This window comes from Thermus parvatiensis (genome assembly GCF_001535545.1).
Classification (GTDB): domain Bacteria; phylum Deinococcota; class Deinococci; order Deinococcales; family Thermaceae; genus Thermus; species Thermus parvatiensis.
The window spans coordinates 1,758,616-1,777,935 of record NZ_CP014141.1; the positions used below are offsets into that span (position 1 = coordinate 1,758,616).

Here is a 19,320-nt window from a genome sequence, read left to right on the forward strand (position 1 = left end):
ATGATTTCCTGGCATGCCGATTTCGCTCCGGACCTCAAGGAGGCCGTGGCCTTGGCCGAGCGCGCCCTCGAGGCCGCCCTCGCCCAGGGGGCCGAGACCTTCGTCCTCACCTACTCGGGGGGCAAGGACTCCACCGCCACCACCGTCCTCACCCTGGAGTGGTGGAAGCGCAAGGGGAAGCCCGTGGAGATCCACGTGGTCTACGCCGACACGGGGCTGGAGATCCCCACCCTCCACGCCCAGGCCCTGGCCTTCCTGGAGGCGGTGAAGAGGCTCCACCCCGGGGTCCACGTTCACACCGCCCGCCCCCGCCCCGAGGAGAGCTTCTGGGTCCAAATCATCGGCAAGGGCTACCCCCCGCCCCACAACCGCTTCCGCTGGTGCACCCGCAGGTTGAAGATCGCCCCCATGGACCGCCTGGTCCAGAGCCTTCCCGGGAAGAAGGCCATCCTCACGGGGGTGCGCTTCGGGGAGTCGGACGCCCGGGACCAGAGGCTCGTCCTCTCTTGCTCCCGGGGCGGGGAGTGCGGCCAGGGGGTGCTCTTCCAGGAGGCCAAGCGTCTGAACGCCCTCTACGTGGCCCCCATCGCCTTCTGGCGGGAGTGCTTCGTGTGGGACTACCTGAACTTCGTGGCCCCCTCCCTGGGCTACCCCACGGAGGGCCTGGAGGCGGTCTACGGGGGCCGGGACACCCGCTTCGGGTGCTGGACCTGCACCGTGGTGCGGCGGGACAAGGCCATGGCGCGGGCCCTGGAGAACGGCCACGCCCACCTCCTCCCCCTCTACGAGTTCCGGGAGTGGCTTTGGGCGTGGACCCGGGATCCTGCGACCCGGGTAAAGCGGAAGGACGGCAAGCCCGGGGGGCTCACCCTCGAGGCCAGGCGGGAGGTGTACCGGAGGTTGAAGGAGGTGGAGGCGAAGCTCGGGATGGAGCTCCTCACTTCCGAGGAGGAGGCTTTTTTGAGAGATAGGATGGAGGAATCATGACACCTAGCCAGAAAGCCTTTGGGTTGGCCCTACTTGTGGGCATCGTGGCCTTGACACCTAGAGGCGTGCTATGATGCGGGGGATGGAACTCAAAAAAGGGCGCCCCGGTAGGCGTATCCTGGCCCTCGCCACCCGCAAGCGGAACCCGGTGCCGATTGAGTCTCAGCCGCTGGAAAACCTCCTCTACGCCCTCCTGGGAAGCCCAGTGGCCGCCCGGTCCATCGCCCAGGCCCTGGACGGGGATATCCGCAACTTGCACGGCTGGGACATCCAGGACCTCATGGCCCTGCCCGGGGTGGGGGAGGGGGTGGCGGGCCGCCTCGCGGCCCTAGTGGAACTTGTGCGCAGGCTTGTGAAGCGCTAAGGTTCACTTCGCCCGGGCGGTTCGCCCTGGCGTTCCGGCCCGCCGCTTCGCCATGGCGGGCCGGGCTTTTGTTGCCCGCCTCTGGACGGCAGGCTGAGGGCATGGCCTACCAGCGGGTGCCCGTGGACCCCAACGCTCCTCTTCGGCCGGGAAAGACCTACGAGATCGTGGCGGCCCACAAAGGGGGGGACGTTTCCCGGGTCACGCGGGCCAATTTGGAGCGGGCCCTTCAGGCTAAATACGGCCCCGGGGTCAGGGTGCTGGACTGGGGGAAGCGGGGAAATGACCTGGTGATCCGGTTGAAGGTGGAGACCACGTCTTCCTCCGCCGGTACCTCTGACCCCTGGGCTGTGCCTCCCGCCTACGGGGGGGCGGGATGTGGGTCCACCAAGTGCCCCCAGCCCATGGGCTACCTGGGCGGGGGGGACATCTACCCGGCCTTCCTGCCCCTGGCCCTCAGCGCCGCCGCGGTCATCGCCGTCCTCTATCTGGTTTGGCGGATCGTGGCCGAGCTGAAGGAGGCGGTGGAGCTGGTGCCGGCCCCGGCCCGGGCGGCCGCCGTGGCGGGCGCGGGGGTGGGCGTGGGGGCCCTCGGGCTGGCCGCCCTGGGTGTGGTGGCCCTGGCCCTTGTTGGTGGAAGGAGAAGGAGGGCGTATGCCTAAGAAGACCAGGAAGACCAAGAGGAAGAAGCGCTCTCGGAGGTAGACCATGCTCCGGCTCAAGCTCCCGGAGGAGGTCGTAGGCGAGAAGGCCGTCCTGGAGGAGGAGGGGGAGGCCAGAGAGGTGAAGGCCGTCCCCCTCCAGGGGCCTTTAGACCCCATTCTGGAGGCCGCCGTGGAGTCCCAGCCCCGGGTGGCCGGGCCTAAAGAGGCCTCGCAGGAGGAGCCCGCCAGGCCCGAACCCGAGCCCGAGGAGCCCCCCAGGGGTGCCCCTAAGAAGAGCCCCTTCGGCTTTCTCGCGGCCCTGGGGGCCGGGGCCCTGGTCCTCCTGGGCGTGGCCCTGGCCGGAAAAGGAGGTGCGAGTGCAAACGGTAGTGGAGGAACCCCAGGCGCAAACCCCACCCCCACCGCCCCCGGTGGAGGAAGCGGAAGCGGCCCCGTCATCTGGTAGCTGGGAGCCCCTAGGCGAGGAGGCCCCGGAAGACTTCTCTGAGCTTCCGCCGGCGGAGCCTCCCGTGATCCCCTTCACCGGGGAGGAGATCGCGGGCGGGGCGGCGTTTTTGCTCATGCTCGGGGTGCGGGTCCAGTCGGAGGAGGAAAAGGCCGCGTTTCTGCGGGCTTGGCAGGGGGCCCTCTTCGGCCTCATGCCCCCGGCCCAGGTGCTGGACGTCCTGAAGGTCGGGGAGGCCCTGGCCCAGTACGGCATCGGGAAGAACCGCCTTCCGGGCATGGGGAGCGTGGAGAACCTTCCCCCGTGGCTGCGGATCCTCCTGGGCGGCGGAGTGCTGGCTATAGCGGCGTACGGAGGTGTGCGTGCGGTTATGGATGTACGGGCTTCTAGGACTGCTGGGGGTGCTCCTGATGGTGCGCCGCCAAGCGCCTAGTGCCTACATCGTCCTGGACCCCGGCCATGGCGGGCAGGATCCCGGGGCTGTGGCCCCGGACGGCACCCGGGAGGCCGATTTGAACCTGGCCCAGGCTCTCACCCTGAAGGAGTACCTGGTGGCCCTGGGCTACCGGGTGGGGTTCACCAGGACCTCGGACGTCTATGTCCCCCTTTCTGAGCGTATTGCCATGGCCCGGAGGATGGGGGCGAGGCTCTTCATATCGGTCCACCATGACACTCCCACGGCCTCGAGGCCCGGGGTCTACTACTCCCCTCATCCGGGATCCGAGGAGTTGGCCCGCACCGTGGCCGCCGCCTTGGGGGAGGGGGCATGGGTTAGGCCCTCTTCGGCCTCGAGGTTCGGACGCCTCTACATAGACGACTTCCCCGGCCCGGCCATCCTGGTGGAGTTCGGCCCCACGCGGCCCATCAGCAGGGCAGAGAGGATCGCCCGGGCTCAGGCCGTAGCCTCTCCGATAGCTGAGTTTGCGAGGAGGTGGACGGCGTGAAAGAGCGGTGGATCCAAAACGCCATCACGCGCCCCGGACGCCTCCGGGCCTACGTGCGGCGGGTGTACGGAGAGGAGGGCTTTACGAAACGGGGGACGATCCGCGTGGAGGTCCTGCGGGAGTTCCGAAAGGAGGAGTGATGGAGTTCGCCAAGGAGAACGCTTTTCCCCTCGCGGTCCTGGTGGGAGGCCTCTACCTGGGCCTCGGACGGGTGAAAAACCTCCGGGAGGGCAAGTGCTGCCCCAAGTGCGAGACCGCCCAGGCCGTGGTGGCCTTCGCCTTGGCCGCCTGGGCCGGGTGGGAGCTGTGGCAGGCCTACCAGGGCTAGATGGGCGGCAGGCAGACCTTCCGCATCCTCATCGTGGGCAAGTCCGGGTCAGGGAAGTCCACCCTGGCCCGGCAGATCGTGCGGGCTATGGAGGGCCGCTTCCGCCGCCTCGTCATCGTCAACCGCAAGACGGAGTTCGGTGATTTGGCAGAGGCCCGTTTCCGCGTGGGGGAGGACGGGGACCCCTGGGCTGTTTTGAAGCGCCACCGCAGGGTCCACTTCCACGTCACCGGCTACGACCCCCGCCCCTTTTTGGATGCCCTGGGCCAGGCCATCATGCGCCTCCAGGACACCCTTCTGCTGCTTGACGAGGCCCACCACTTTTTTCCCCGGGGGCAGGTGCCCAAGGGCCTCTTTGAGGTCCTGACCGGGGGAAGGGAGCACGGGCATTCGGCCATCTTCGTCACCCAGATGCTCCAGGCCGCCACCGGGGGCATAGACCCCGGGGTGCGCCGTCAGGCCTCCCACCTGGTGGCCTTCCGCCTCACGGAACCCCGGGAAGTCCAGGCCCTGGCGGACATGTTCCCCGAGCTGGGGGAGCGGGTCAGGCTCCTCAAGCGCCCCGATGACGGCCTGCCCCCGGAGTACGGGGTGAAGGACCTGGACCGGGACCGGGCGGGCCTGGTCCTCCGGGACCCGAGGGCCCCACAAAGGCGGGTTTTCGTGCCCCTGGACGGCTAAGGGGCACTTCGCCCGGGCGAAGTGCCCGGGCGAAGCGGCCCAAAACTCCCAAGCGCCCCGGCGTATCTCCGGGGCGCTTCGCTCTTTATTCCCCCATCGCCCCCCGCCTACCGTGGGCGGCAGAAGGAGGGCGAATGGCGGATACGGCGGCAATCGCGGCGCAGGACATGCGCAAGCTTGCCTCCACCAGCAACCCCCTGGAGGTGGTGCAGAACCCCATCGTGGTGAGCGTGAGCGTGGGGGTGCTAGGGGCTTATCTGGCGCGGAAGGCGCTCTATACGTCCAGGCGCGACCTCTTTGGCTGGGCGGCGAAGGGCGAGGACGGGCGTGTCCACTACTACGCGGTGGGTCCGGACGGAAAGCCCGACACCAGCAAGGAGGTCCCGAACGCCCGGACCAACAGGGTGTTGCTCAACCTGGGCGGGGTCATCGTGGGCTCACTGCTCATCAACAACAAGCTGACCGAGGACCCCATGGTGGACTACATCGGCTTAGGCGTGGCGGCCGGTTCCTTCGCGAACCTGGTCATGGCGATTTTGGACATTGACTAAGGAGGTAAAGGATGCAGGAGGCTTTTGAGCGGATCAAGCGGCTTCGGCCCGGGGCCCGCCCCATCACCATCCTGAGGAGCGGCCCCGAGTTCAAGGCGTACGGCGGCAGGCAGAAGGTGAAGGTGGGCGAGTTCGTGGTGCCCTCGGGGGCCACTTGGGTTTTTCCAAATCCCGTCCCCGTGGTCCTCAAGCTCTACGATTCCGGCGGCAACCAGCTGCCCCACACCACGGACGTCTACTTCGCCCGGCGCACCAAGGGCTTTGACTTCCCCGAGTTTTTGGTCAAGGCCCAGTACGCTTCGTACTACGACCTCTCCGAGGCCCAGCAGCGGGACGCCAAGTTCTACCAGAACATCCTGCAGACCGCGAGCCCACTTTACGCCCCTACCCCGCCCCAGGGCATCGTGCTGCGGGAGGGGGACACCCTGGAGATCTACGTGGAGACCGACCCCGGCATCACCGTGAACCTCAACGACTCCCGCACCCGCATTGAGCTGCCCGTGGGCGTGGACAACTCCAACGTGTAGGAGGGACTATGGCGCTCTTGGATAGCCTTCGCAACGCGGTTCGGAGGGGCCTCGGGGTGTTCCAGGACGCCCCTTCCGCCCCCTCCCCCGCGCCTCAGCCGCAGCCCCAGCCGGCGCGGCCTGCCCCGGCGGCGGTCCAGGCCTCGGGGTGGCAGTTCGCCTGGATTGACAACGAGGACTTTGACGCCACCGGCCTGGCCTACCGCCCCAATGAGTATTTCGCCCTGGCCCAGATGCGCACCCCGGACACGGCCCACTTCCGCATCCTGGCGGGAGAGCGGCGCCTGCGCATCTACCTGAAGGGCCTGGCCGCCTTCGCGGGCCAGAATCTGGCCACGGCCCAGGCCCGCACCGTCACCCTGCCCTACCTCATCCCCTCCTTGCAGGGGGCCCCTACCCTGCCCTCCACCTACCACCCAGACGTGGCCGTCTGGGCCAAGGTGGGCGGGGTGTGGCAGCGGTGCCAGATCAATGACGTCAACTACGCGAGCCAGCAAGTGACCTTCTTTGAGCCCGCCGGCGTGACCGGCGCCCAGGACATTGAGGTCTACTACACCCACGCTGACGGGCAGTTCCGCCTCCGGGTGGCCCGGGACGCGGGCGGGGTGGACGACAGCGTGGCCACCGTCTTCAACCAGTCCTTCTCCACCATGCACAGCGTGGACCAGAACAACCTGGAGACCATGCTGGCCTGGCCCCAGCAGGTGGAGCTGGTGCCGGGCACCCGCCTTCTCCTGGAGGTCTTCACCACCCAGGTGCCCATGGTCTGGAACGAGCGGGCCGGCCACTACATCCAGATCGCCGCCATGGGCCGGCGGGTGGAGGTGCTGGACAAGAGCCGCCTCTTGCGCCTGGCTGAGCTGGAGAACCGGGGCGGCCTCTGAGGGGGTGAGCCATGCCGTTCGGCCTCTCCGAATCCTATTCCCCCAGCCTTTCGGGGTACACGCCCCCCTACACTCTCTTGGACTCCGGGGCTTCGGGGTCCTGGGGGTTCAGCCTCTCCAACTCCTACACCCTTCCCCTTACGGGGGGCGTTTCCGGGAGCGCTGGAGACACCCCCCTCTGGGCCCAGATCTTGGGCGGGCTGGGCCAGATTGGGAGCCTCATTGACCCCTACATCCTGACCGAGCAGGAACGCCTGCAGTACCAGCTGCAGCTCGCCCAGGCCCAGGCGGAAGCGGCCAAAGCACAAGCCGCGAGCGTCCAAGCGCAGCCCGTGGTGCCCGTGTGGGTCTGGGTCCTGGTGGGCCTCGGGGTGGTCCTCCTGGTGGTCCTTGCATTGAAGGAGTGAGCATGGACGTTTTTGGCGGGCTCATCGGTGGGGTCACCAACCTGCTGGACGACTTCATCTTCACGGATGAGGAGCGCATGGCCTTGGAGGCCCAAAAGGCGGCCGCCCAAGCCCAGATGGAAGCGGCCCGCTTGGCCCAAGAGCGGGCCATGTTGGAGGCCGCCGCCCGAGCCCGCCAGGCCCAGGCCCTCACCGTGGCCGCCGTCACCGTAGGAGCGGCGCTGGTGATGGCCGTGCTGGTTTGGAGGTGGACATGAGCGAGAACACCCTTTTGGGGGTTGCGGCGATAGGAGCAGTGGTCGTGGGAGGACTCATCGCCTGGAGGATGACCGATCCCAACAGGCAGCGTGTGCCGTACGCCCCGGCCCAGCCTGTCGTGCCCCCCTCCTCTCAACCGGTTCTGCCTCCTTCCTCTCAACCCATTTCTACCCCGACCCCTCCGCAGACTTTCCCAACGTTGCCCAATCCCATTGCCACTCCCACCCCAACTCCTACCCCGACCCCCCAAACCCCCACCATCACCAAGGGGCAGCTTTGCGCGGACCTGAAAGCAAAGCTGCAAAAGCTCCAGTCTGCCGCGGACGATGTGAAGAAGAAGATGAACGATCTGGTGGCCAAGGGGTCCAGCGCGGATACGAACTGCTGGAGCTACGCCAAGCGGGAGGCTTGCTTCTGGGAAATCTGCTCCCCTGCCCTGGGCGGGAACTACAACGCCTGCATGGACTACGTGAAGGGGCAGGGGCCCCGGCCGGGAAATCTCTTCAACTACGACGACTCCCGGGCGGTGGACCAGGCGGCCCAGCAGTACGCGGCCCTGAAAGACGAGCTGGAGACCTACCAGGCTCAGATTGAGGGGGTCAAGAAGCAGCTACAGCAGCTGGCCACGGAGGGGGTGGTCTGCTAGTGGAGTGGAAGGACGTCATGGACATGGGCTTGGGGGCAGTGGCCTTTGCGGCGTTCCTGAAGCTCGTGTTCCGGGATGTGGCCGAGGTGCGGGAGCGTTTGGCCCGGATAGAGGAGAACGGCCGCCGGCAGGCCTATTACCTCTCCCGGGTGGCGAACGCCATGGAGGCCCAGGCTTACCGGCAGGGCCTTCGGGTGAGGGAGGTGAAAGAGGATGGAAAGTAGAGCGCTTTTGCTGGCCCTTTTGGGCTTTGGCGTGGCCGGCTATCTGGCGTATCAGCTGGCCAAGGGGCAGGGGCAGGCTACCGCCGGGCAGACGCCGAAGCAGTCGGAAGCTCCCCCGGCCCAGACCGAAACCCCTCCCGTGGTGGTGGGTGACTTCGGCGGCCAGCTGCCCTTTGGGCTGGGCGGTTTGGGGCAGGACGCCCTTTGCCGGGTAGTCCCGAGCCTTTGCGGCTGGTACAACCCGGCCTATGTGGGCAGGCCCGCCCCTCTGCCCGTGGTGCCCCTCTGGTGAGGTGACGGATGCAGGGCGCTTGGATCGTGGCGGTGGCGGTGGCGGCCGGGGCGTACGCGGGGTACGCCCTGGCCCGGCGGGGAGGGGGGCGGGCCCAGAGCGGGCAGCCTTCCCAGGGTTCCCCCCCTTCCGATCGGATCTGCCCGCAAGTGCTGGTCACGTGCCAGGACGGCTCTATTGCCCCCACCCCCTGCGACTGTGAAGGTAGGGGTGGGGTGAAGCGCGTGGGGGTGATGGTGTGAGCGTGCAGGACTTCCTACCTCAGGGGCAGGTATGGCTCGTCTGGCTCGTCCAAGCTCTCCTCGCGGCCGGGCTCATCGCCCTTCTCTCGGGGCTCATCGTGCGGGTGGTTTCCGCCATCCCCGTGGTGGGGCCCGTCCTCGCGGCGGCGGTGCGGATGCTCTTTGCTAACTACGAGAAATGGCTTTCCGAACGTGTGCCGAAGCTGGCCGAGCAGGCGGTCCTGGCCACGGAGGAGCGCTGGCGGAAGGTGGGCCCCCAGTACGATCCTTCCGCCCGGGCAGAAGCCAAACTCCGGGAGGCCATGGAGGCCCTGCAGCAGATGGCCCCCGGCCTGCCTCGGGACATCGCCCAGCGGCAGATTGAGGCCGCCCTGGCCCGCATCCGGGCTATGGGCATGGAGCAAAAGGCAGGAGGTGGAAAGTGAACCTGAACTTCGGTGACGGCCTTCGCTTCGGCGCTGGCTTTGTCGTGGGGGGAACGCTGATCTGGGTGGGCCTCCTCCTGGTCCTAGCCCTGGTGGGGGCCCTGGTGGGGAAGAAGGAGTAGCATGCAGGCTCCGTCCTTCTGGCAGTCCTACAAGCAGGGCGTGGGCATCGCCCTCGGGGTGGCCACGGTGTACCTGGTCCTGGTGGCCCTCCTGGGGGCCTTTGTGGTGCGGCCCGCCCTTGAAAACCTGGGCAAGGGCGGCCAGGCTGGGGGCAAGGAGGTGCAGCGTGCTCAACCTCTTGGGCATAAAGCAAGAAGATTTGGCGGCTTTGCCTGCCCGCCTGCAGGAGGCCATGGGCGAGATGCGGGCAGATATGGCGTGCTTGAAGGACCAGCTGGCCGCCATCCAACGCATCCTTGAATACGAGTTTGGCCGCCCAAGGCGGGACGTGCAGGGCCATGACCCGGCCCGGCTTCCGCTCATCGCTCAGATCGCCCCCGAAATAGGAAGGGTGGCGGTGGTGGACGTGGCGGGGCTCTTGGGAAAGCCCGCCACCCGGGGGCACGTGGTCAACATCGGGGACGCCAAAGCCGCCCTGTGGTTCCGCTACGGCTCCGGGCGGGTGGGGCCCTATGTGCTCATGCCCGCCGCCGCCCTAGACCTCACCTTCCTAGTGGAGGCTTTGGAGGTTTCGGACGTTGGTGAAGGGCCCGTGGCCGTGCAGATCCTGATGCAGTAGGAGGAGGTAATGAGCAAGTACGAGCCCTACCGGCAAAGGTACTTGGACACCCTACGGCGCGAGCGCCTATGCCGCTGAAGACCCAGGTTTACCGCAGAGGAAACACCTACGCGCCAGAGCTGCGCCTGGCCCCCGGCCCTCGGAGCATGGGGGACACCGGGGACGGCTCCTATGCCACCCTCTACGGCTACGCGTGGGCGGGCCTCCTGGACCGCGTGGAGCGGCGCTTCCGCCTCTTCCAGGCCCAGGTGCCCGGGGAGGGCCCCTGGCCCTTGCACGACTCACGGGGGGCAGAAGTGGCGGTGTGGGTGGAGGTGGAGGTGCCTCCCCTCCCTCACCCGGTGGAGGAGATCCGCCACCTGGCCTTGGCCTTTGACCAGGCGGCCCGGCACGTGGTGGCGTACGAGCGGGAGGGGGAGGTCTGGGTGCGGCAGTGGGACCCCCTTAGTCAGTCCTTCGTTCAGCGGGGCCCTTTCCCGGGCGTGGACCCCGTCCTCATCCAGGACGCCACCGTTGGCTACTACCCTCCGGACTCGGACGTGCTCCTCTTCCACCTCTCCCCCGACCGCACGAGCCTAGTCATGCGGGTCCAGCGGGAGCTGTACGCCACGCCCCACACCATCCAGACCTTTGACCAACCTGTGGTGCTGGACCAGGCCGTAGCCTTGCCCTACCAGATAGAGCTTTTGGGGAGCCTGGTCAGCGCCCTAGACGCCACCGGCTACGTCCTAAGGTCCGAGATATATCCCGTGCGGGTTGAGGACGCTCTGGGCCTGGCCAGCCTCTCCGCCCCCACCACGGGCGATTACATCCCCATCGTGGTCATCGTGGACCTCGGGATGAAGGGCTTAGGCCAAGCTACCCTTACCGCTCCCGCTACTGGGGACTACATCCCCATCGTGGTCATCGTGGACCTCGGGACGGAGGGCATTGGCTCGGCCACCCTATCGGCACCCGCCACGGGGAGCTACGTTCCTATCGCGGTCGTTCAGAACCTTGGGACGGAGAACCTTGGCGCCGCTACCCTCTCCGCCCCGACCACGGGAACCTACGCCCTGGTAGTGGTGGTCGTGGACTTGAGAGGGGCAAACTACTTCCCCTCTGGCTACGAAGCCCTGGGTTCGGCTACCCTCTCTGCCCCAACCACAGGGAGCTACGAACTCGCCTAAGGAGGAAGCATGGGAAAGATTGTCGTGCCCGGCAAGGAAATCCGGATACCGAGGGTTGTGGTGCGGCCCCTTCTGCCGCCGCCACCGACATTCAGCGCCCGCCTGCAACCGCAACACCTGCATTGGCAGGTGGGGCGCTATAAGGAGCGCCTGACCTCCGGCCCGGGCGGGCTCGGAAGGGGGAAGATTTGGGTCGTTGAGAAGGAGGCCGAACAGCACAACCTCATCTTGACCCAGACCTATGACGCGCTAATAGGGAGCAGAGGATTTATCTCGCTCGCCGACTACGCCGTAGTAGGCACTGGCTCAACGCCACCGAATGCGACCCAGACGGGGTTAGTAGCCGAAGTAGCGAGGACGAACGCCGGAGTAAGCGGCGAACCCGACACGATTGCGCGCCAGTCCACCTCCGGCCCCGGGGTTGGAACATTCATCATCACAAAAAGGCGCGAGTTCACCGAAGCCCAGGTGGGCGGCAGAAACCTCACCGAGTGGGGGTTCAGTCCCTCCGGTAGCGCAGGGGGCAACCTGATGACCAGGGAGCTGTTCCGGGACGGGCTGGGTAACCCCGTGGTCATCTCGCTAGCTTCGGACCAGAGGCTACGGCTCATTTACGCCTATCAGGTCAGCTACTCCCCAAACGCCGGGGCGCCGCAGGACGCAAGCATAAACATTGCCAACCTTGGTACCTTCGCCGGGAAGGTGTTCGCCACGCGCTACTGGAGCGGCTACGATAGCGGAATGGGCGACCTCTATCTGCTGTCGTGGTGGGCTATGGCGTACGCGGAAGACGTCTACAACTCCTTGTATTTCTACCCCCTAGACGCCTATAAGGCGCCGAACTTAGACTCTGAGTTTGGAAACTACTCCGGCACCACCGGGTACCGAATAACTTCCGGGATGTTCACAGCCATCACCAGAGGTCGGAAGATAAACGCCATCACCATTCCCGCCACCGATTACAACCGCGACATCTATGGGTTTGCGATAATCAGGTACACTGGCACGTACCACGCCGGCGGCTTCGCCCTCGCGTTCAACAGCGGCGTAAAGTTCACCAAAAGCAACCTCTACAAGCTCGTCGTTGGAGAATGGACTTTGACCTGGGGGCCGTGATGATGCCGGGCGGATGGCGAGAGCGCACGCTGGTGATCCCTGACCCCACCCCTACCCCGCCCATGGAGGTGGGCGTCTTTCCCCTGGCCCGGCGTGATTTTCGCCACGTGCGCGGGGGTGAGGTAAAGGTCGCGGTGGCCCGGTATGGGGACATCCACGCCTTCGCCTGGTACGTAGGGGGTGGGTGGTTGACCCTAAACCGGGGACGCCGGCTCAGGACGAGGAGTCACCATGGGGCGGAGGACGGGCGCAGGCGGCAGGGGTAGTTGGGTCCTCTGGGGCCTGGGGGCCCTGGGGGTCCTGGCACTGGCGCGGGCCGGGGCGAGCCCGGCGCGTGGCGGAGGTAGGGAGACCCCTAGCCCTAGCACCTGCCCCTACCCTCCCCCGGGGCCCCCGCCCTTGGACAAGGACCGGTGGAGTCTCATTGACCGGATTTATACCCGCATCCTGGAAGTCAACCCCGCCCTGGCCCGGCAGTCCTGCGGGGACTGCGGGGGGCGGAACCTGGCCCAGATCGTGGCCGGGGCCCTGGCCCAGGCGGAAGGGATGGGGGTGCCCCCGGACCTCGTGGTGGCCCTGGCCCGGCGAGAGTCCTCCTTCAACCCCCACGTGGACCGGGTGGCGCATACTTTAGCCATCAGCAACAACGGGGCCACCTGCGCCTCGGGGTCCGAGATCGGGCCCCTGCAAGTGAAGCCCTGCGCCTTCCGCCAGGTGGGCATGGACCCCACCCTCCTCCTCAACATGCCCACCCCGGCCCGGGTGCAGTACGCCACGGCGGCGGGGATCCGCTACCTGGCCTGGCTTCGGGGGCAGTTCCCCACGTGGTGCGATGTCCTGCACGCCTACAACCGGGGGCCTACCGCTTATAGGCGGGGTGAGCGGAATGACGCCTATGTAGACCAGATCCTGGCCTGGGCGTCCCAATACTCCGAGCTGAGGGTGTGAGGCAGCTTCCTTGGGGCATCCTCCTCATGTTCGCCACGCTGGGCCTGGCCTTCGCCCTGGCCGGCTTGTCCTGGTGGCTCCTCTTTTTGGTGGGCCTTGCGGCCTGGCTGGCCGTGGTGGAGTACCTGGCCTTGCGGCGCACGGGGCTCACCATCTCGGGGCAGTTTTTGGCGTGGGCGCGGCGGCACCCCTGGGCGGCCGGGGCCATGGCGGCCCTCCTTGGGGCGGCGGTGGGGTATCTCATCTACCACCTGGTGACCGGCTATTAGGTGTCGTGTAGGTGTCAAAGGTCAATCCCCCGGGCCTCACCACCCGGGGGATTTCCCTTGCTTATCTGGTGGGCGATGGTGGACTTGAACCACCGACCTCACGCTTATCAGGCGTGCGCTCTAACCAGCTGAGCTAATCGCCCCCGCACGCACCCGCCAGTTTAGCCAAAAAAGCCTCACCCCGTCAAGAGCCCGCCTCCCTTGTTCCGAAGCCCGGGGGCAGGAAGTCGGGGTAGTCGGGGTTCCCCTTGCGGTCGGGAAGCTTGGGAACAAGGTCCGAGGGATGGGGCTCCCCCTTGCGGCAGTAGGGGCAGTCGTGGCGGACCTTGTAGCGCACGGGCCTCGCGGGGATGCCCAGGGCGATGGCGTGGGGGGGGATGTCCTTGGTGACGACGGCCCCCGTGCCCACCATGGCGTCGTCCCCGATGCGCACCCCCGCCAAGACGGTGGCGTGGTAGGTGATGCGGACCCCGCTTCCGATGATGGTCTCCTTCAGGGTGACGTCGGGGGAGGCCAGGATGTGGTGGGTGTGGCTGTAGACGTTGACGTAGTCGGAGAGGGAGGTGCGGTCCCCGATCTTGATGCCGCCGATGTCGTCCAGGAAGACGTAGCGGTGCACCACCACGTCGTCCCCAAGCTCCAGGTTGTAGCCCACGGAGAACTCCACGTTCTGGAAGAACTTGGGGTTTTTCCCCACCCACTTGAAGATGAATGGGGCGAGGGCCCGCCTTATGGCCACCCCCGAGTGCACCGACTGGCCCAAGGGCGTGAGGTCCAGGACCTTCCAGAACCAGAGGAGGGGCTTGACCCGCCGGAACTTCTCCAGGTCGGTGGCGGCGTAGTACTCGGCCTCAAAGGTGATCCCCTCCGGGTCCAGGCCCATGGCCGCGAGCGGGTTCGCCTCCAGAAGCTCCTCGTAGGGCCTCCCGTAAAGGAGGCGGGCAAGCTCCTCCCGCACCAAGGCGTTCCGGTCCACATTGGGGTCGGAAAGCCTCTCCGTGAGGCTACCCAGATAGCGGTCCAGGGCCTTTTGGTGGAGGGGCGCGATCTCGCGGGGAAGAAGCCAGGGCATAAACCCATGCTACTCCCCAAGGCCCGGGGAAACAGCCTCCTGCCTCACCCTACGGAGGAGCGGTAGCCGAGCTCCCGAAGGGCCTCGGGGTCCTTGCGCCAGTCGGGGTAGACCTTGACCTCGAGGTCCAGGTACACCTTCTTGCCGAGGAGGGCCTCGAGCTGCTTCCTCGTGGCCTGACCGATCTCCTTGATCTTCCGCCCGCCCTCGCCGATGACGATGGCCTTCTGGGAGGGGCGCTCCACGTAGAGGATGGCCTTGATGTAGAGCACGCCGTTCTCCCTTTCCGCCACCTCCTCCACCTTGGTGGCCACGGCGTAGGGCACCTCGTGCCAGAGGCGCTTCATGGCCTCCTCCCGGAGGATCTCCGCCACCCACTCCCCGAAGGTCTGGTCGCTTTTGGCGTAATCCTCCGGGTAGAAGAAGGGGCCTTCCGGCATGAGGGCGAGAAGGTCCGCCTTGAGCTCGGCCACCTGCCTTTCGTCCAGGGCGGAGAGCATCCGCGGCTCGGCCTCGGGCAAAAGCTCGTGGTAGGCCTTCATCGCCTCCTCGGGGTACTTGGCGGCGTCCAGCTTGTTCCCCACGAGGAGGATGGGCACCTTCCCCACGAGGGGCTTGAGCGCCCGCGCCACCAGCTCGTCCTCCGGGGTCGGGGGGTGGCGCAGGTCCACCACCCAGACCACGGCGTTCACGTCGGCGAGGGCCTCGTACACCTCCTGGTCCATGAACTCCCCCAGGGCGTCCATGGGCTTGTGCAGCCCCGGGGTGTCCACGAAGACGATCTGCCGCCTTCCCTCGGTGAGGATCCCGCGGAGGCGCTTGCGGGTGGTCTGGGGGCGGGGGCTTATGGGGGCCACCTTCACCCCGAGGAGGTTGTTGAGCAGGGTGGACTTGCCCACGTTGGGCTTGCCCACGATGGCCACGAATCCGGAATAGGTCTTTTCCGCCATGGTTTCTCCAGGTGATCCCGGCCCTGAGGATTCGCCCGTGGGGGCGGGGGCCGGACCTTCCAAGGCTTCCAGTATACTCCAGGCGTGGACCCCTTGGCCCTCGCCCTCCTCCCGGGCATCGGCCCCAAGCGGCTTTTGGAGGTCCTAAAGGCGGAGGACCCTCTGGGCTTCCTGCGGGAGCGCTTCCCCGAGGCCTGGCGGCACCTCCCCGAGGCCGAGGCCCAGGCGGAAAGGGAGAGGCGGCGCGCCGAGGCCCTAGGGGTGCGCCTCCTGGGTCTCTGGGAGGAGGGCTTCCCCGAGGGGCTGAGGGCGCTTCCCCAGCCGCCCACCCACCTCTACCTGAAGGGGGAGCTTCCCCCGGAAAGGGAGGCGGTGGCCCTCGTGGGCACGCGCCGGGCCTCCCCTTGGGCCCTGGCCTTTGCCCGGAGGCTCGCCCGGGAGCTTTCCGAGGCCGGGCTTTGGGTGGTCTCGGGCCTCGCCCGGGGTATAGACCGGGAGGCCCACCTCGGGGCCCTCGAGGCCGGGGGGCGCACCCTGGGCGTCTTGGGAAGCGCCCTGGACCGGGTCTACCCCCCGGAAAACCGCCCTTTGGCCCAACGGATGGACCTCCTCTCCGAGTTCCCCTTCGGGACCGGCCCTAAGCCCGAGTTCTTTCCCCGGCGGAACCGCCTCATCGCCGGGCTTTGCCGGGCGGTGGTCGTGGTGGAGGCCCCTCTGGACTCCGGGGCCCTCATCACCGCCCGCCACGCCCTGGAGCTCGGCAAGGAGGTGCTGGCCGTGCCCGGAAGGCCCACGGACGAGCGCTCCCTGGGGGCGAACCGCCTCATCCAGGACGGGGCCTACCCGGTGCTCTCCGCCGAGGACGTCCTCTCCTACCTGGGAATGTCCGCAAGGCCCAAGCCCCTCCCGGGCCTCTCCCCGGAGGAGGAGGCCCTTTACGCCCTCCTGCAGGAAAAGAAGGAGGCGCTCCCCGAGGCCCTGGCCATGGCCCTGGGGATCCCCCCGGAGCGGGTGCTCTCCCTCCTCACCCTCTTGGAGCTCAAGGGCCTGGCCCGGGCCCTCCCGGGAGGGCGCTACGGGCCAGGCTAAGGGTTACTTGGCCTTCTCGTAGAGCTTCTTGGCGATCTCGTAGAGCTCGCCCGGGTGGAACTCGGGGGCGAACTCGGCGGCGTCGTGGCCCGCGTCAAAGACGGGACCCCCCGTGGGCGGGCCGTCCACCACCACGACCTCCGTGCCGTCCTCGGGAGAGGCCCCCTTCCAGATGAGCCCGAGGTCCCTGTAGTCCTCGGGGCTGAAGCGGTAGAGGTTCCGGTGGAAGCCGAGGTCCATGTACTTCTTGGCCTCGGGGATCTTGCTGTTGTCAATCTTGGGGATGGGGAGCATCTTGGTCATCTCCACCCCGGTGAGGCTCTCCAGGGCCTTGCCGTAGGCGGCGGCGTGCACCCCGCCCCGCACCAGGAGGTAGCCGATCATCTCCCGGGCCACGGGGTTGTCGGTCATCTCGTAGACCCGGAGCTTGTGGGTCCGGGCCGCCACCTCCAGGAAGAAGTTGTGGAGGAGGTCCAGGATGAGGTTGCCGCTGGTGAAGACGTACTCCCCGTGCCAGTGCTCCCCCATGGCCCCCATGACCAGGCTGTTGGCTCCCCCGGCGATGAAGTGGGCGGCGTTGCGCACGTCCTTGGCGAAGCCTAGGGGGGCGCTCACGGGGTCCACACCCTCTTCCAGGTCCTTCCCCGGGTTCTTGGCCAGGAGGCTGTTGATGGTGGCCGCCACCAGCTCAATGTGGCCCAGCTCCTCGGTGGCGATGTTGGCGATGAGGTCGTAGTAGGGCTTCAGGGCCTTCTTCCCCCGGAAGTTGAAGGACTGGTACATGTAGTTCATCAGGGTGGACATCTCCCCGAAGCGCCCGCCCAGAAGGGCCTGGACCGCGGCGGCGGCGTTGGGGTCCTGCTCCTTGGGCATGGGCAACTCAATCTGCAGGCGGTCTATCCTCAGGAACATCTTCTCCCTCCTTTCGCCCTGGGCTTGGCCCCAGGGACGCCCTCACCCTAAAAGGGGGAGTGCCCATAAGTCAAATAGATCTTGCTTGGCGCTAGAATAAGCCAGGATTATGAAGCTGACCCTAGACCAGCTGCGCTACCTCGTGGCCTTGGCCGAGGAAGGGAGCTTCACCCGGGCCGCGGAACGGGTCTACCTCACCCAGCCCGCCCTCTCCGTCCAGATCCGCAAGCTGGAGGAAGCCCTGGGGACAAGGCTCTTTGACCGGAGGAAGGGCACGCTCACGGAGGCGGGCCGGGTGGCGGTGGCCCAGGCCCGGAGGGTCCTCGAGGAGGTGGAAAGGCTCAGGCTTTTGGTGCAGGGGGAGGCGGCCTGCTTCCAAGGCCCCTTCCGGCTCGGGGTCATCCCTACCCTCGCCCCCTACCTCCTCCCCCGGCTCCTTCCGGAGCTGAAGGCACGTTACCCCCGGCTTTCCCTCTCGGTGCGGGAGGAGCTCACCCCGGGGATCGTGCGGGGGCTAGAAGAAGGAAGCCTGGACGCGGGGCTCGTGGGCACGGAGGAGCGGCACCCAGGCCTCGGGGCCGAGCCCCTCTTCACCGAGGCCTTCTGGGTCTACGTGGCCCCGGGCCACCCCCTCTTTGAGCGGGAGGCGGTCCACCCTTTGGAGATCCCCCTCGAGGACACCTGGGTCCTCGCCGAAGGGCACTGCTTCCGGGACCAGGTCCTCTCCGTGTGCCGTCCGAGCCTCGGCGGGCGGTCCGTGGAGTTCCAAAGCGGAGACCTGGAGACCCTCGTCCGCTTGGTGGACGCCGTGGGGGGGCTCACCCTCCTCCCCGAGGTGGCCCTCTGGACCCTCTCTCCGGCCCAAAGGACCCGGTTGCGCCCCCTAAGCCCCCCGGGGCCGGGCGCACCGTCTACCTCCTTTTCCGGGAGGGAAGCCTCAAGGCTCCCTTGCTCCGGCCCTTGGCCGAGGAAGCGCGGCGAGCCTTCGCCCTGTTGCGCTCCAACGCAAGGGCGCAAGAAAGCGCTATGATGGGGGCGGAGGTTCGCCATGACCAAGCCTGAGGCCAAGGGCGGCGACGTGCAGATCAAGGCCGGGCTCATCTGGATGAACGGGGCCTTTGTCCCCCAGGAGGAGGCCAAGACCAGCGTCCTAAGCCACGCCCTCCACTACGGCACCAGCGTCTTTGAGGGGATAAGGGCCTACGAGACCCCCAAAGGCCCCGCCATCTTCCGGGTCAAGGAGCACGTGAAGCGCTTCTACAACTCCGCCAAGGTGCTCCGCATGGAGATCCCCTTCGCCCCGGAGGAGCTGGAGGAGGCCATCAAGGAGGTGGTGCGGAGAAACGGCTACAGGAGTTGCTACATCCGCCCCCTGGCCTGGATGGGAGCGAAGGCCCTCGGGGTGAACCCCCTTCCCAACAACCCCGCCGAGGTGATGGTGGCCGCCTGGGAATGGGGGGCCTACCTAGGGGAGGAGGCGGTGCGCAAGGGGGCCAGGCTCATCACCAGCTCCTGGGCCCGCTTCCCCGCGAACGTGATGCCCGGCAAGGCCAAGGTGGGCGGCAACTACGTGAACTCGGCCCTCGCCAAGATGGAGGCGGTGGCCGCCGGGGCCGACGAGGCGCTTCTTCTGGACGAGGAAGGCTACGTGGCCGAGGGGAGCGGGGAGAACCTCTTCTTCGTGCGGGACGGGGTGATCTATGCCCTGGAGCACTCCGTGAACCTCGAGGGCATCACCCGGGACTCCGTGATCCGCATCGCCAAGGACCTGGGCTACGAGGTCCAGGTGGTGCGGGCCACCCGCGACCAGCTCTACATGGCGGACGAGGTCTTCATGACCGGCACGGCCGCCGAGGTCACCCCCGTGTCCATGATTGACTGGCGCCCCATCGGCTCGGGGACGGCGGGGCCCATCACCTTGAAGCTCCGGGAGGTCTACCTCGAGGCCGTCACCGGGCGGCGGCCGGAGTACGAGGGCTGGCTCACGTACGTGAATGGGCAATAGGCGGTTGCGCAAAAGCGTGGAAAGCTACCAGGCGCGTATCCGCGAGCACCAGGCCAAGATAGAGGAGGAGCTGCGTCGTCCCGAGCCCAGGTGGGAGCTCATCCGCTACTGGGAAAAGGAGATCCGGACCTACCAAGGGCGGGTGGAACGGCTCCTCCGTAGAATGGGAAGGAGGTAG

30 protein-coding genes, 1 tRNA gene and 1 pseudogene are annotated in these 19,320 nt (G+C 67.2%); 28 read left to right on the forward strand and 4 right to left on the reverse strand.

Annotated features, from left to right (window positions below):
- From AV541_RS09555 to AV541_RS09670, 24 genes are all read left to right on the forward strand, one after another.
- Positions 1-987 carry a phosphoadenosine phosphosulfate reductase domain-containing protein gene (locus AV541_RS09555; protein ID WP_244880535.1) on the forward strand — a complete coding sequence of 329 codons (987 nt, stop codon included), beginning with the start codon at positions 1-3 and terminating at the stop codon, positions 985-987.
- 82 nt (positions 988-1,069) lie between these two features.
- The gene (locus AV541_RS09560) at positions 1,070-1,351 is read left to right on the forward strand and encodes a hypothetical protein (protein ID WP_038034987.1); all 282 of its coding nucleotides are present in this window, start codon (positions 1,070-1,072) and stop codon (positions 1,349-1,351) included.
- Positions 1,352-1,452: 101 nt separating this feature from the next.
- Positions 1,453-2,013, forward strand: coding sequence for a hypothetical protein (locus AV541_RS11705; protein ID WP_060384766.1), 561 nt, complete (start codon positions 1,453-1,455; stop codon positions 2,011-2,013).
- A gap of 46 nt (positions 2,014-2,059) precedes the next feature.
- Complete coding sequence (locus AV541_RS11485; protein WP_008630963.1) at positions 2,060-2,461, forward strand: hypothetical protein; 402 nt, start codon at positions 2,060-2,062, stop codon at positions 2,459-2,461.
- Positions 2,462-2,525: 64 nt separating this feature from the next.
- Positions 2,526-2,894 (forward strand): hypothetical protein, encoded by a 369-nt coding sequence (locus AV541_RS11710; protein ID WP_008630961.1) that lies wholly within the window; start codon positions 2,526-2,528, stop codon positions 2,892-2,894.
- Positions 2,872-3,405, forward strand: coding sequence for an N-acetylmuramoyl-L-alanine amidase family protein (locus tag AV541_RS09580; protein WP_008630959.1), 534 nt, complete (start codon positions 2,872-2,874; stop codon positions 3,403-3,405). The genes AV541_RS11710 and AV541_RS09580 overlap by 23 nt, the downstream gene beginning before the upstream one ends.
- Complete coding sequence (locus AV541_RS11490; protein ID WP_156423376.1) at positions 3,393-3,545, forward strand: hypothetical protein; 153 nt, start codon at positions 3,393-3,395, stop codon at positions 3,543-3,545. The genes AV541_RS09580 and AV541_RS11490 overlap by 13 nt, the downstream gene beginning before the upstream one ends.
- Positions 3,545-3,733: a hypothetical protein gene (locus AV541_RS09585; protein ID WP_008630955.1), complete on the forward strand. Its 189-nt coding sequence runs from the start codon at positions 3,545-3,547 to the stop codon at positions 3,731-3,733. Before AV541_RS11490 ends, AV541_RS09585 begins: the two co-directional genes overlap by 1 nt.
- Entirely contained in the window at positions 3,734-4,414 is a 681-nt protein-coding gene (locus AV541_RS09590) for an AAA family ATPase (protein ID WP_008630953.1), read from the forward strand.
- 167 nt (positions 4,415-4,581) lie between these two features.
- Positions 4,582-4,965, forward strand: a complete 384-nt coding sequence (locus tag AV541_RS09595) for a hypothetical protein (protein ID WP_238529934.1) — start codon at positions 4,582-4,584, stop codon at positions 4,963-4,965.
- An 11-nt stretch (positions 4,966-4,976) separates the two neighbouring features.
- Positions 4,977-5,492, forward strand: coding sequence for a hypothetical protein (locus AV541_RS09600; protein WP_008630950.1), 516 nt, complete (start codon positions 4,977-4,979; stop codon positions 5,490-5,492).
- Positions 5,493-5,500: 8 nt separating this feature from the next.
- On the forward strand, positions 5,501-6,376 hold the full coding sequence (locus tag AV541_RS09605; protein WP_008630948.1) for a hypothetical protein: 876 nt from the start codon (positions 5,501-5,503) through the stop codon (positions 6,374-6,376).
- An 11-nt stretch (positions 6,377-6,387) separates the two neighbouring features.
- Positions 6,388-6,783: a hypothetical protein gene (locus AV541_RS09610; protein WP_008630946.1), complete on the forward strand. Its 396-nt coding sequence runs from the start codon at positions 6,388-6,390 to the stop codon at positions 6,781-6,783.
- Between the two features lie 2 nt (positions 6,784-6,785).
- A complete protein-coding gene (locus AV541_RS09615) occupies positions 6,786-7,040 on the forward strand; it encodes a hypothetical protein (RefSeq protein WP_038035056.1) in 255 nt (84 codons plus the stop codon).
- Between the two features lie 329 nt (positions 7,041-7,369).
- On the forward strand, positions 7,370-7,687 hold the full coding sequence (locus tag AV541_RS11715) for a hypothetical protein (protein ID WP_008630943.1): 318 nt from the start codon (positions 7,370-7,372) through the stop codon (positions 7,685-7,687).
- On the forward strand, positions 7,687-7,911 hold the full coding sequence (locus AV541_RS09625) for a hypothetical protein (protein ID WP_008630941.1): 225 nt from the start codon (positions 7,687-7,689) through the stop codon (positions 7,909-7,911). The genes AV541_RS11715 and AV541_RS09625 overlap by 1 nt, the downstream gene beginning before the upstream one ends.
- A complete protein-coding gene (locus tag AV541_RS09630) occupies positions 7,901-8,203 on the forward strand; it encodes a hypothetical protein (RefSeq protein ID WP_038034985.1) in 303 nt (100 codons plus the stop codon). Before AV541_RS09625 ends, AV541_RS09630 begins: the two co-directional genes overlap by 11 nt.
- A 238-nt stretch (positions 8,204-8,441) precedes the next feature.
- Positions 8,442-8,870 carry a hypothetical protein gene (locus AV541_RS09640; protein WP_038035049.1) on the forward strand — a complete coding sequence of 143 codons (429 nt, stop codon included), beginning with the start codon at positions 8,442-8,444 and terminating at the stop codon, positions 8,868-8,870.
- Complete coding sequence (locus AV541_RS13205; protein ID WP_269146127.1) at positions 8,867-8,992, forward strand: hypothetical protein; 126 nt, start codon at positions 8,867-8,869, stop codon at positions 8,990-8,992. The genes AV541_RS09640 and AV541_RS13205 overlap by 4 nt, the downstream gene beginning before the upstream one ends.
- A 167-nt stretch (positions 8,993-9,159) precedes the next feature.
- Complete coding sequence (locus AV541_RS09645) at positions 9,160-9,612, forward strand: hypothetical protein (protein ID WP_008630936.1); 453 nt, start codon at positions 9,160-9,162, stop codon at positions 9,610-9,612.
- A gap of 68 nt (positions 9,613-9,680) precedes the next feature.
- Complete coding sequence (locus AV541_RS09650) at positions 9,681-10,781, forward strand: hypothetical protein (RefSeq protein ID WP_008630935.1); 1,101 nt, start codon at positions 9,681-9,683, stop codon at positions 10,779-10,781.
- Between the two features lie 9 nt (positions 10,782-10,790).
- Entirely contained in the window at positions 10,791-11,897 is a 1,107-nt protein-coding gene (locus tag AV541_RS09655) for a hypothetical protein (protein ID WP_008630934.1), read from the forward strand.
- A 399-nt stretch (positions 11,898-12,296) separates the two neighbouring features.
- Positions 12,297-12,845, forward strand: a complete 549-nt coding sequence (locus AV541_RS09665; protein ID WP_008630932.1) for a transglycosylase SLT domain-containing protein — start codon at positions 12,297-12,299, stop codon at positions 12,843-12,845.
- Positions 12,842-13,114: a hypothetical protein gene (locus AV541_RS09670; protein WP_008630931.1), complete on the forward strand. Its 273-nt coding sequence runs from the start codon at positions 12,842-12,844 to the stop codon at positions 13,112-13,114. The genes AV541_RS09665 and AV541_RS09670 overlap by 4 nt, the downstream gene beginning before the upstream one ends.
- A gap of 66 nt (positions 13,115-13,180) precedes the next feature.
- On the opposite strand, the gene AV541_RS09675 is transcribed toward AV541_RS09670, so the two are convergent.
- The 3 genes from AV541_RS09675 to era form a co-directional block, all read right to left on the reverse strand.
- Positions 13,181-13,257 (reverse strand) — tRNA-Ile (locus tag AV541_RS09675).
- A 41-nt stretch (positions 13,258-13,298) separates the two neighbouring features.
- A complete protein-coding gene (locus tag AV541_RS09680; protein ID WP_060384768.1) occupies positions 13,299-14,186 on the reverse strand; it encodes an acyltransferase in 888 nt (295 codons plus the stop codon).
- 44 nt (positions 14,187-14,230) lie between these two features.
- On the reverse strand, positions 14,231-15,136 hold the full coding sequence (gene era / locus AV541_RS09685; RefSeq protein ID WP_008630929.1) for a GTPase Era: 906 nt from the start codon (positions 15,134-15,136) through the stop codon (positions 14,231-14,233).
- Between the two features lie 84 nt (positions 15,137-15,220).
- Between era and dprA the strand changes: the two genes are divergently transcribed.
- Complete coding sequence (dprA, locus tag AV541_RS09690; protein WP_060384769.1) at positions 15,221-16,225, forward strand: DNA-processing protein DprA; 1,005 nt, start codon at positions 15,221-15,223, stop codon at positions 16,223-16,225.
- A gap of 3 nt (positions 16,226-16,228) precedes the next feature.
- Here the strand turns inward: dprA and AV541_RS09695 are convergent, their stop codons facing one another.
- Positions 16,229-17,137, reverse strand: a complete 909-nt coding sequence (locus AV541_RS09695) for a manganese catalase family protein (RefSeq protein WP_008630926.1) — start codon at positions 17,135-17,137, stop codon at positions 16,229-16,231.
- A gap of 109 nt (positions 17,138-17,246) precedes the next feature.
- On the opposite strand from AV541_RS09695, the pseudogene AV541_RS09700 reads away from it, so the two are divergent.
- From AV541_RS09700 to AV541_RS09710, 3 genes and pseudogenes are all read left to right on the forward strand, one after another.
- Positions 17,247-18,199 (forward strand): annotated as a pseudogene (locus tag AV541_RS09700) (hydrogen peroxide-inducible genes activator).
- A complete protein-coding gene (locus AV541_RS09705) occupies positions 18,186-19,142 on the forward strand; it encodes a branched-chain amino acid transaminase (protein ID WP_060384770.1) in 957 nt (318 codons plus the stop codon). Before AV541_RS09700 ends, AV541_RS09705 begins: the two are co-directional and overlap by 14 nt.
- Entirely contained in the window at positions 19,132-19,320 is a 189-nt protein-coding gene (locus AV541_RS09710) for a hypothetical protein (RefSeq protein WP_038034982.1), read from the forward strand. The genes AV541_RS09705 and AV541_RS09710 overlap by 11 nt, the downstream gene beginning before the upstream one ends.

What these genes read in the sequence shown, in the direction of transcription:
- AV541_RS09555 (WP_244880535.1), top strand. Translation starts at nt 1, where the DNA reads ATGATTTCCTGGCATGCCGATTTCGCTCCGGACCTCAAGGAGGCCGTG.
- AV541_RS09560 (WP_038034987.1), top strand. Translation starts at nt 1,070, where the DNA reads ATGGAACTCAAAAAAGGGCGCCCCGGTAGGCGTATCCTGGCCCTCGCC.
- AV541_RS11705 (WP_060384766.1), top strand. Translation starts at nt 1,453, where the DNA reads ATGGCCTACCAGCGGGTGCCCGTGGACCCCAACGCTCCTCTTCGGCCG.
- AV541_RS11485 (WP_008630963.1), top strand. Translation starts at nt 2,060, where the DNA reads ATGCTCCGGCTCAAGCTCCCGGAGGAGGTCGTAGGCGAGAAGGCCGTC.
- AV541_RS09580 (WP_008630959.1), top strand. Translation starts at nt 2,872, where the DNA reads ATGGTGCGCCGCCAAGCGCCTAGTGCCTACATCGTCCTGGACCCCGGC.
- AV541_RS09585 (WP_008630955.1), top strand. Translation starts at nt 3,545, where the DNA reads ATGGAGTTCGCCAAGGAGAACGCTTTTCCCCTCGCGGTCCTGGTGGGA.
- AV541_RS09590 (WP_008630953.1), top strand. Translation starts at nt 3,734, where the DNA reads ATGGGCGGCAGGCAGACCTTCCGCATCCTCATCGTGGGCAAGTCCGGG.
- AV541_RS09595 (WP_238529934.1), top strand. Translation starts at nt 4,582, where the DNA reads ATGCGCAAGCTTGCCTCCACCAGCAACCCCCTGGAGGTGGTGCAGAAC.
- AV541_RS09600 (WP_008630950.1), top strand. Translation starts at nt 4,977, where the DNA reads ATGCAGGAGGCTTTTGAGCGGATCAAGCGGCTTCGGCCCGGGGCCCGC.
- AV541_RS09605 (WP_008630948.1), top strand. Translation starts at nt 5,501, where the DNA reads ATGGCGCTCTTGGATAGCCTTCGCAACGCGGTTCGGAGGGGCCTCGGG.
- AV541_RS09610 (WP_008630946.1), top strand. Translation starts at nt 6,388, where the DNA reads ATGCCGTTCGGCCTCTCCGAATCCTATTCCCCCAGCCTTTCGGGGTAC.
- AV541_RS09615 (WP_038035056.1), top strand. Translation starts at nt 6,786, where the DNA reads ATGGACGTTTTTGGCGGGCTCATCGGTGGGGTCACCAACCTGCTGGAC.
- AV541_RS09630 (WP_038034985.1), top strand. Translation starts at nt 7,901, where the DNA reads ATGGAAAGTAGAGCGCTTTTGCTGGCCCTTTTGGGCTTTGGCGTGGCC.
- AV541_RS09650 (WP_008630935.1), top strand. Translation starts at nt 9,681, where the DNA reads ATGCCGCTGAAGACCCAGGTTTACCGCAGAGGAAACACCTACGCGCCA.
- AV541_RS09655 (WP_008630934.1), top strand. Translation starts at nt 10,791, where the DNA reads ATGGGAAAGATTGTCGTGCCCGGCAAGGAAATCCGGATACCGAGGGTT.
- AV541_RS09680 (WP_060384768.1), bottom strand. Translation starts at nt 14,186, where the DNA reads ATGCCCTGGCTTCTTCCCCGCGAGATCGCGCCCCTCCACCAAAAGGCC.
- era (WP_008630929.1), bottom strand. Translation starts at nt 15,136, where the DNA reads ATGGCGGAAAAGACCTATTCCGGATTCGTGGCCATCGTGGGCAAGCCC.
- AV541_RS09695 (WP_008630926.1), bottom strand. Translation starts at nt 17,137, where the DNA reads ATGTTCCTGAGGATAGACCGCCTGCAGATTGAGTTGCCCATGCCCAAG.
- AV541_RS09705 (WP_060384770.1), top strand. Translation starts at nt 18,186, where the DNA reads ATGACCAAGCCTGAGGCCAAGGGCGGCGACGTGCAGATCAAGGCCGGG.
- AV541_RS09710 (WP_038034982.1), top strand. Translation starts at nt 19,132, where the DNA reads ATGGGCAATAGGCGGTTGCGCAAAAGCGTGGAAAGCTACCAGGCGCGT.